This is a genomic window from Streptomyces sp. NPDC051907, from assembly GCF_040681075.1.
Taxonomy (GTDB): Bacteria; Actinomycetota; Actinomycetes; order Streptomycetales; family Streptomycetaceae; genus Streptomyces.
Genome location: NZ_JBFAYB010000066.1, coordinates 42807 through 50970 on the forward strand (window position 1 = coordinate 42807; position 8164 = coordinate 50970).

6 protein-coding genes are annotated in these 8164 nt (G+C 72.6%); 3 read left to right on the plus strand and 3 right to left on the minus strand.

Going from position 1 to position 8164, the window contains the following annotated elements; genetic code table 11:
* Window positions 1-2 precede the first annotated feature (2 nt).
* From AB0M39_RS28475 to AB0M39_RS28485, 3 genes are all read right to left on the minus strand, one after another.
* Window positions 3-2354 carry an FHA domain-containing protein gene (locus AB0M39_RS28475; RefSeq protein WP_365368794.1) on the minus strand — a complete coding sequence of 784 codons (2352 nt, stop codon included), beginning with the start codon at window positions 2352-2354 and terminating at the stop codon, window positions 3-5.
* A gap of 76 nt (window positions 2355-2430) precedes the next feature.
* Window positions 2431-2958: a hypothetical protein gene (locus AB0M39_RS28480; protein ID WP_365368795.1), complete on the minus strand. Its 528-nt coding sequence runs from the start codon at window positions 2956-2958 to the stop codon at window positions 2431-2433.
* A 206-nt stretch (window positions 2959-3164) separates the two neighbouring features.
* Complete coding sequence (locus AB0M39_RS28485; protein WP_365368802.1) at window positions 3165-3983, minus strand: lipase family protein; 819 nt, start codon at window positions 3981-3983, stop codon at window positions 3165-3167.
* Between the two features lie 279 nt (window positions 3984-4262).
* Here AB0M39_RS28485 and AB0M39_RS28490 point away from each other — a divergent pair, with 279 nt between their 5' ends.
* The 3 genes from AB0M39_RS28490 to AB0M39_RS28500 all read left to right on the plus strand — a co-directional run bounded on the left by AB0M39_RS28490 (window position 4263) and on the right by AB0M39_RS28500 (window position 8009).
* Entirely contained in the window at window positions 4263-5387 is a 1125-nt protein-coding gene (locus tag AB0M39_RS28490; protein ID WP_365368796.1) for an acyltransferase family protein, read from the plus strand.
* A 40-nt stretch (window positions 5388-5427) separates the two neighbouring features.
* Entirely contained in the window at window positions 5428-6282 is an 855-nt protein-coding gene (locus AB0M39_RS28495; protein WP_365368797.1) for a maleylpyruvate isomerase N-terminal domain-containing protein, read from the plus strand.
* Window positions 6283-6389: 107 nt separating this feature from the next.
* Window positions 6390-8009, plus strand: a complete 1620-nt coding sequence (locus AB0M39_RS28500; RefSeq protein ID WP_365368798.1) for an aldehyde dehydrogenase — start codon at window positions 6390-6392, stop codon at window positions 8007-8009.
* Window positions 8010-8164: the final 155 nt, after the last annotated feature.

Sequence of the window (8164 nt, forward strand, 5' to 3'; positions counted from 1 at the left end):
CTCTACTTCCGCATGATGGCGGGTTCATGGCGGCGCAGCATCCGTGCGACCGCGTAGCCGAAGACGGCCGAGAGCACCGCCAGCATCCCCAGGTCGAGCAGCCACACTCCCCTCTCGTGGGCGAACAGCGGGTCCCCGGTCAGCTCTCCCGGCACGATCCGGCCGAGATCGATGGTCGCGGCCATCGCCGCCAGCGCCCACCGCGCGGGCACGAGCCACGCCAGCTGCTCGATCCCCGGAACCCCGCTGAGCTTCAGCAGCGCGCCGCAGAACACGACCTGGACGATGGTCAGGAGGACCAGCAGCGGCATGGTGACCTCCTCCTTGGTCACCACCGCCGACACCAGCAGGCCCAGGGTCATCGCCGTGCACGACAGCAGCACCACCGCCAGCGTGATCTCGACGAGCGGCGGCAGCAGCACGCCCTCGCCGCCCGGCGCGCCGAGATCGACGCCGAGGAGGGCGACCAGGGTCAGCACCACCGCCTGCACCGCCGTCACCGTGCCCAGCACCACCGCCTTGGACGCGAGATAGGCCGAGCGGGACAGGCCCACGGCCCGCTCCCGCCGGTAGATGGCCCGCTCCTTGACCAGCTCGCGCACGGCGTTGGCCGCGCCCGTCAGCACGCCGCCCACGCACAGGACGAGCAGCACGTTCAGCGCCGACTCCCGGTCCAGGCGGCTGCCGGCCATCGCGCGCGCCATGGCGCCCATCACGAACGGCAGCGCGATCATGATCACCAGGAAGGTCCGGTCGGCGCTCAGCGCCGCCGCGTACCGCCGCACCAGGGTGCGCAGTTGCGCCCCCCAGCTCTGCCCCTTCGGCGGCGCGGCGACAGGGGCCCCGGCGGCGTGGGGACGGCGCGGCTGGGCCGTGGCGTCGACGATGTAGCGCCGGTGGAAGGGGGAGTCGCGGTAGGCGCCCGCCCAGTCGCGGCCGCCCTCGGTCTCGAACGCCTCGAACGCCTCCGGCCACTGCGCGAAGCCGAAGAAGGGGAGCGTGTCCCCGGGCGGGCCGTAGTAGGCGATCCTGCCGCCGGGCGCGAGCACCAGCAGCCGGTCGCACACGTCGAGGCTGAGCACGCTGTGGGTGACCACCACGACCGTGCGGCCGTCGTCGGCGAGACCGCGCAGCATATGCATGACCGAGCGGTCCATGCCGGGGTCCAGCCCGGACGTCGGCTCGTCGAGGAAGAGGAGCGACGGCTTGGTCAGCAGCTCCAGGGCGACGCTCACCCGTTTGCGCTGGCCGCCCGACAGGCTGTGGATCGGCTGCTGGGCCCGCTGCTCCAGGCCCAGCTCGCCCACCACCTCGGCGACCCGGTCCCGGCGTTCGGACCGGACGGTGTCCTGCGGGAAGCGGAGCTCGGCGGCGTACGACAGGGCCCGGCGGACGGTCAGCTGGGAGTGCAGGATGTCGTCCTGCGGGACGAGGCCGATGCGCTGGCGCAGCTCGGCGTAGTCCCGGTACAGGTCGCGGCCGTCGTACAGGACCGTGCCCCGGTCGGCGGGGCGGAGCCCGGTCAGCGCGTTGAGGAGCGTGGACTTGCCGGCGCCGCTCGGACCCACCACGGCGAGCAGGCACTTCTGGCCGACGGGGAAGGAGACGCCGTCCAGCAGCGTCTTGCGGCCCTTGTCCACCGTGACCGCGAGCCCCTGGACGTCGAGCGAGACCTCCCCGGAGTCGACGTACTCCTGGAGCTCGTCGCCGACCAGGCAGAACGACGAGTGGCCGACGCCGACGATGTCGCCGGCGAGCACGGGAGCACGGTCGACGGGCTGGCCGTTGAGGTAGGTGCCGTTGTGGCTGGAGAGGTCGACGATCTCGTACGTCCCGGCGGGGTGGGCCCGCAGCTCGGCGTGCCGGCGCGAGACGACCAGGTCGTCGACGACGAGGTCGTTGTCGAGGGCGCGGCCGATGCGCACGGTGCGGGTGGGCCGCGGGCGCACGGCGCTCGGCCGCCGGAAGGTTCCGGTGGCCGAGGGCACGGAGACCAGGGACGGGCGACCCGGCGCGGGGGGCGGACGGTCACGGCTCATCGGCCTCAGCACGGCGCGCGGGCCGTCGGAGGGGTTGCCGAAACGGATGACGCTGCCCGGGCCGACGCCCCACTCCTGGACGCGGGCGCCGTCGGCGAAGGTGCCGTTGGTGCTGTGCTCGTCCTCCAGGAGCCACTGGCCCGCCCGGGGACGGAGCACCGCGTGGTGCCACGACACCCGGATGTCGTCGAGGACGATGTCGCTCAAGGGGTCGCGCCCGACGCGGTAGTCCCGGCTCGGACTCATCACCGTGGAGCCCGAGTCGGTTTCGAGGACGAGTTCGGGCGCAGTCGGTGCGACAGGCCGCTCTCCCATGTCCGAATTCTAACTATTGGTCCAGTGGGACGCCCGGCAGTGGCGGGCCCGCGCGCGGACCCGCCATCGCCTGGATTCAGCCGGTCGTCGACGCGGGCACGCCGAACGCGGCCATGTCGAGGGCCGGCATGTCGAGGGCCCCCATGCCGAGGGCGGCCCCCATGCCGAGGGCGCCCGTGTCGAGGGTCGCCGTGTCGAAGGCCCCCATGTCCAGGGCGGGCATGTCGAGGGCGGGGACGTCGAGCGCCGGCGTGTCGAGAGCGGGTGTGTCCAGGGCAGGGGTGTCGAGGGCGGGCGTGTCGAGGGGGACGTCGATCGGAGGGATCTCGATGGGGGGGATCTCGATGGGCGGCAGCACAGGCAGTTCGACAGGAGGCAGGACGGGCAGTTCGATCCCGCCGAGGATCGAGGCGAGCAGCTCGTCGACGTAGGTCTGCAGGTCGTCCCTGAGGTCGGCCGCTGCGGGCGTGTCGCGGGACTGGGTGACGGGGGCCGGGGGGTCCTGGGCGGAGGTCGCCGCGGTGGCGGAGCCGATCGTCCCGAACAGGACGGCGGCGCACGCCGCGGACGGGACGAGGACGCGGGTCACCGATGTGAGGCGCATGCGGATTCCTTCCGTGGGTGGAGCAGCTGTCACCCACGGTGTGAAACGCCTTTACGCAGCGCAACCGCACGATACGCCTCCTAGATGCTATAGAGAGTGGATCAACCCCGTCTGACCAGCCACTTCTCTTCGAGTGGCGGATCTGCTGCGTCCGTGTGAGGGCATACGCCCAGGCCGCTGGCCATGATCGCGGCAGGGGTCGCCGCTCAGCCCAGGTTCTTCTCGAGGTTCGCCAGATACGCCGTCATCGAGTGGTCGCGCAGGCCGTCGGACGCGGGGGCGAACATGTCGGCGGTGTAGCCCTTCGCCTTGTCCCGCAGGCCGTCCAGCAGAGGCGGCCGGTCCTGGAGCCTCCCGGCGGCGTCGAAGTACTTGACGGTGTCCACATGGGTGAAGACGGGCTCGCTCGGTACCTGCGCGACGATGTCGTTGTTGTTGACGAACCGATAGGTGCGGTTCTTGAGCGCGGAGTTGTACGCCATGGCGAGCGTGCGGTCGCAGGTACGGGGCTGGCCGAAGGTGTAGACGCCGTCGGCGAGGATGCGGGGCTCCTCGAAGTACAGCCGCGATCCGGCGAGCATCGCCAGCGCGCCGCCGAGGCTGTGGCCGGTGATCCAGACGCTCTGGCCGTCCGTGCGGAACTTCTGTGCGGCGTCGCGGACTTCGGGGAACACGTCGGCGAGAGCCTGGTGGAAGCCGAAGTGGACGTAGCCCTTGCCGCCGGGGGCCGGGGCCGGGGGAGTGGTGACGTCGGTCAGCCAGTCGCGGATCTGGGCCGGCTCCGTGCCGCGGAAGGCGGCGATGATCATCTTGTCGCTGGCCGCGACGTACGCCTGGGTGTCCGAGAGCGGGAACGGGGCGGTGTGCGCGGTCTTGACGTGCCGGAACTCCTCGAACCCCCAGTCCGCCAGCGCCGCCCGGGCGGTGTCCTCTTCGAGGTACGCCGCCTGCGCGGCCTTGGCGAGCCAGTACGCGGTCTCGAGCCGGTATCCGGTCGTGCGGTGGTCGAGCGGGGCGACGGGCACGGCGAGCCTCCAGCGGAAGGGGGCGGGCGATCCTTCGGGAATGGATCTCTGCAAGGGTTCCTTCGGCACTTCCGGCCGTCGTCTCGCAGGCCGCGTTCACTCGATCGGGGGGCGCGCAGGGTTGCGACGGGCGTACGAGGCGGTACTCGCGGCGCGTTAAGGCGGTGTGCGATGCCTGAAGCGGATTTTCGGTTCACTCATAGCGTCAGCGAATAGAGTTGGCTTTGTCACCGCTGTCGAGAGCTGCTCCGGCGTGCTCGTTTGCCTAGTCTCGGATTGGTGAGCCGTACTGCCTTTGATCGTGATCCGTTCTTCGACAACGCGAAATTCCTGCTGATCGCCCTTGTCGCCCTAGGCCATAGCTGGGAGCAGGTCATCGGGGGAACGCACACGCTCAGAGCCGTGCACACCGTCGTCTACGCCTTCCATATGCCGGCGTTCATCCTGCTCTCCGGCTACTTCTCCCGGAGCTTCACCGGCCGCCCCGACCAGATGCGACGGCTGGTCAGCGGGGTGCTCCTGCCGTATCTGATCTTCGAGGTCCTCTACACGGCGGTCTACCACTGGACCCGGGACGAGCCCTTCTCGATCACGCCCACCGCGCCGTCGTACATCTGCTGGTTCATGATCGCGCTGTTCGTGTGGCGGCTGAGCGCCCCGATCTGGCGGGCCGTCCGCTTCGCTGTGCCCATCGCCGTCCTCGTCTCGCTCGCCGCCGGGATGACGGTGATGGGCGGGGACCTGGCGCTGCCGCGCGTCCTGATGTTCCTGCCGTGGTTCGTCCTCGGCCTCAAGCTCCGCCCCGAGCACTTCGCGCTGGTGCGCACGCGCCTCGCCCGCCGCCTCGCGGCGCCCGTGTTCGTGGTCGCCGGGGTCGTCGCCTACCGGATCGCTCCCGAGCCGGACGACCACTGGCTCTCCATGGACGCGGGCTACGGCCTGCTCCAGGTCTCGCCCAGCCGCTATCTGGTGCTGCGTCTGCTGGTCTTCCTGGCGAGCGCGGCGCTCGTGGCCGCGTTCCTCGCACTGGTCCCCGGCCGCCGCACCTGGTTCACCGCGCTGGGCGCGGTCACCCTCTACCCGTATCTGCTGCACGGGATCGCGATCCGCACGGTCGAGTACTTCGGCGGTTTCGCCGCCGCGAAGAGCTGGGGCCTGCCCGGCGAGCTGCTGCTCAGCGTGGGCGCGGTGACCGCCGTCGTCCTGCTGTCCCTGCCGCTGGTGCGGACCCTGGCGCGTCCGCTCATCGAGCCCCGCTTCCCACGGCTGCTGGTGCCGGCGGAGGAGAAGAGCTCACAGGCGGTCAAGAGCCCGCAGGCGGTCGAGAGTCCACAAGACGTCGAGAGCCCGCTCGGGGAGAGGGAGACGTCGCGAGCGAAGAGCCCGCAGCCCGCCGAACGGTGAGGGCGGTTTGCCCGCGACGGGCGGATGGAACAGTGGCCCCATGGACCATGTCGCCCATTTCCACCGCGAGATCCTGGCGTTCGAGGCCGCAGCGCGAGCGGCGGGCGGCGCCGACGCGGCGCCCCTCGTGCTGTCCTGCCCCGGCTGGTCGGTCCCCGACCTGGTGCTGCACCTGGGCATCGTGCACCGCTATGTGGCGCGGCTGATCAGGGAGGAGCTGACGGCGCCGCCGGACGTCACGGACCGCGCCTACCTCGGTCTGCCAGACGACCTCGACGGCTGGCCCTCGCCCGAGCGGACGCCGTACGAGGGCCCGGTGGCCGAGGGGCTGACCGACTGGTTCTCGCAGGGGGCCGCCCAGTTGGAGGCGCTGTTCCGCGTCAGCGATCCCGCTCTGCGGGTGTGGACCTGGTCGCGTGAGCAGAGCGGCGCGTTCTGGCTGCGGATCCAGGCCATCGAGGCGGCCGTGCACCGCTGGGACGCCGAGTCCGCGATCGGGGTTCCCCAGCCCATGGACGCCGCGCTGGCGGCGGACGCCGTGCCGCAGACCATCGAGGTCATGGCGCCGGCGCGACGGGCGTGGACCAAGGCCCCGGCGGGATCGGGGGAGCGGTACCGCTTCCGGCAGACGGACGGCCCCGGCGACTGGACGGCGCACTTCGACGGCGACGAGGTCCGGCTCCTCGGAGACGGTCGGGCAGACGGCGCATCAGACGGCGCTAGAGACGCCGACGGCCGGCGAGACGCCGACGCGGGGGCGTACGACGTCGAACTCGCGGGCACGGCATCGGATCTGATGCTGTTCCTCTGGCGGCGGATCCCGGCGGACAGGCTCCAGGTGACGGGGGACCGGGCGGTGCTGGACCGCTACTTCACCCTCGTGCCGCCCGTCTAGGCGGTCGGCGCCCGACCCTCCCTGGCTACGTACCGTAGCGAGTGACTGCGTACAGTAATCTTCCTCGCGTTCGCAGACGTCGCCGATCGAGGGACGAGGACACGAGGATGCGGTCTTACGGAGTACGGATCGGCGGCGTCGAGGAGCCCGGAGCGCGCTGGGCGCACTGGCCGCGCGGCGGCGAGTCGCTCCCGGCGCCGCGTGCGACCCGGGAGCTCGAAGCCCGGCTGGAGCGCGGCGAGTCGCCGCCGGACGCCGAGCGGGTCATGGCCGGCCGGGTCGCCTTGTCGACTTCCGAGCAGGGAGTGCGGGCGCTGGCCGCGGCTCGGGCGGCCCAGCCCGCGTGGGCGCGCACGCCGCTCGCCGACCGGCTCGAGTTCATGCGCTCGGTCTACGAAGAGGTGACGGACCGCCATGACGAGATCCTGGACGTGCTGGTGGCCGAGGGGCATCCGGTGCGGCTGGCGCGCTGGGAGCTGGCGAGCGTCGCGTGCGCGTTCCATCCCGAGTCGGTGGCGGCCCTCGCGGCTCAGCTGCACGAGGAGCGGACGCTGGGCGGCCGCCGCACCCGTCTGGTGCGCAGGCCCGACGGCGTCGTCTGCCTCAGCCCGCCCGGCCGCGCGCCGACCTCCCGCTCCTTCGCCGGGGCGCTGGTCCTGGCCGCGGGAAACGCCCTCGTGGTCAACGCCCCGCCCACCGCGCCGCTGGGCGTCGCCTACGTCTACGCGGAGATCGTCGGCCCGCTGCTGGCACGGCACGGGGCGCCGCCGGGCGTCCTGAGCGTGGTCTGCGCTCCCGTCCGCACGGCGCTGCGCCAGTGGCTGGAGAGCCCCGACTGCGACGACGTCTACTTCTTCGGGTCCTCGGACCAGGGGCTGCGGCTGGAGCGCGAGTGCGTGCTCGCGGGGAAGAAACCGGTCCTGGAGACGTCCGGCGCCGACGGGGTCCTCGTCTGGCGCGACGCCGAGGCGGACCTGGCGGCCCGAGCGCTGGCGGAGCGCTTCTACGGCTCCGGGCAGCTGCCCTCGACCCCCGCGTACGCCGTGGTCCATCCTGCGGTCGCGGACCGGCTGCTCAAGGAGCTGGCCGAGTCGGCGCGGGCCATCCGGCCGGGGCCGCCCGAGGACCCCGAGACCGTGCTGACGCCGGTGGCGGAGCGGGGCGAGTTCACGGCCCTGGTGCGGGAAGCGGTGGACGGCGGCGCGGAGCTGGTCGTGGGCGGCGAGCTCGTCGACCTGCACGGCGAGGGCTGCGCCGCGGGCCCCTTCGCGCAGCCGACCGTGGTGCGCGTACACGGGCTGGCAGCGGCCGAGCGGCTCCGAGCCGTGCGCGAGGAGACCTGCGCTCCGCTGCTGTGCGTCGTCGTCCCCGAGGCGGACGCGGACGACCGGACGCTGCTCGACGAGACGCTCGCCTTCCTCGACCGCGCCGGTCACGGCGTGCGCAACTCCCTGTGGGCGCGGGACGATCAGGTGATCGACCGGTTCTGCGACGAGGTCGGCGGCTGCGCCGCGCTCAGGGTCAACGACTCGCACCTCGGCCCGCTGCCCGTGCTGCCGGTCGGCGGCGGACTCGGCGGCGCCGGCGGGATCCTGGGCGAGGCCGGCCACCCGGCCGTGCGCACCTCCCGCCTCCAGACGGTCAGCCTCGCCACCGGTGTGGCGCCGCGCGCCCGGGTCTTCGACCACGCGTCGTCCGCATGGCCGGGAGCGGCGCGAGGACGATGAGGGGGAGCGCGGCCCCCGGGCGGATCGCTCCGCCGCCGGCGCTCCCCGCGTCCCGGGTAAATCGCTCCGCCGCCGGCGCTCCCCGCGTCCCGGGTAAATCGCTCCGCCGCCGGCGCTCCCCGCGTCCCGGGTAAATCGCTCCGCCGCCGGCGCTC

Excerpts from the sequence above, each read along its gene's own strand:
- AB0M39_RS28475 (WP_365368794.1), bottom strand. The coding sequence starts at position 2,354 with ATGGGAGAGCGGCCTGTCGCACCGACTGCGCCCGAACTCGTCCTCGAA.
- AB0M39_RS28480 (WP_365368795.1), bottom strand. The coding sequence starts at position 2,958 with ATGCGCCTCACATCGGTGACCCGCGTCCTCGTCCCGTCCGCGGCGTGC.
- AB0M39_RS28495 (WP_365368797.1), top strand. The coding sequence starts at position 5,428 with ATGGACCATGTCGCCCATTTCCACCGCGAGATCCTGGCGTTCGAGGCC.
- AB0M39_RS28500 (WP_365368798.1), top strand. The coding sequence starts at position 6,390 with ATGCGGTCTTACGGAGTACGGATCGGCGGCGTCGAGGAGCCCGGAGCG.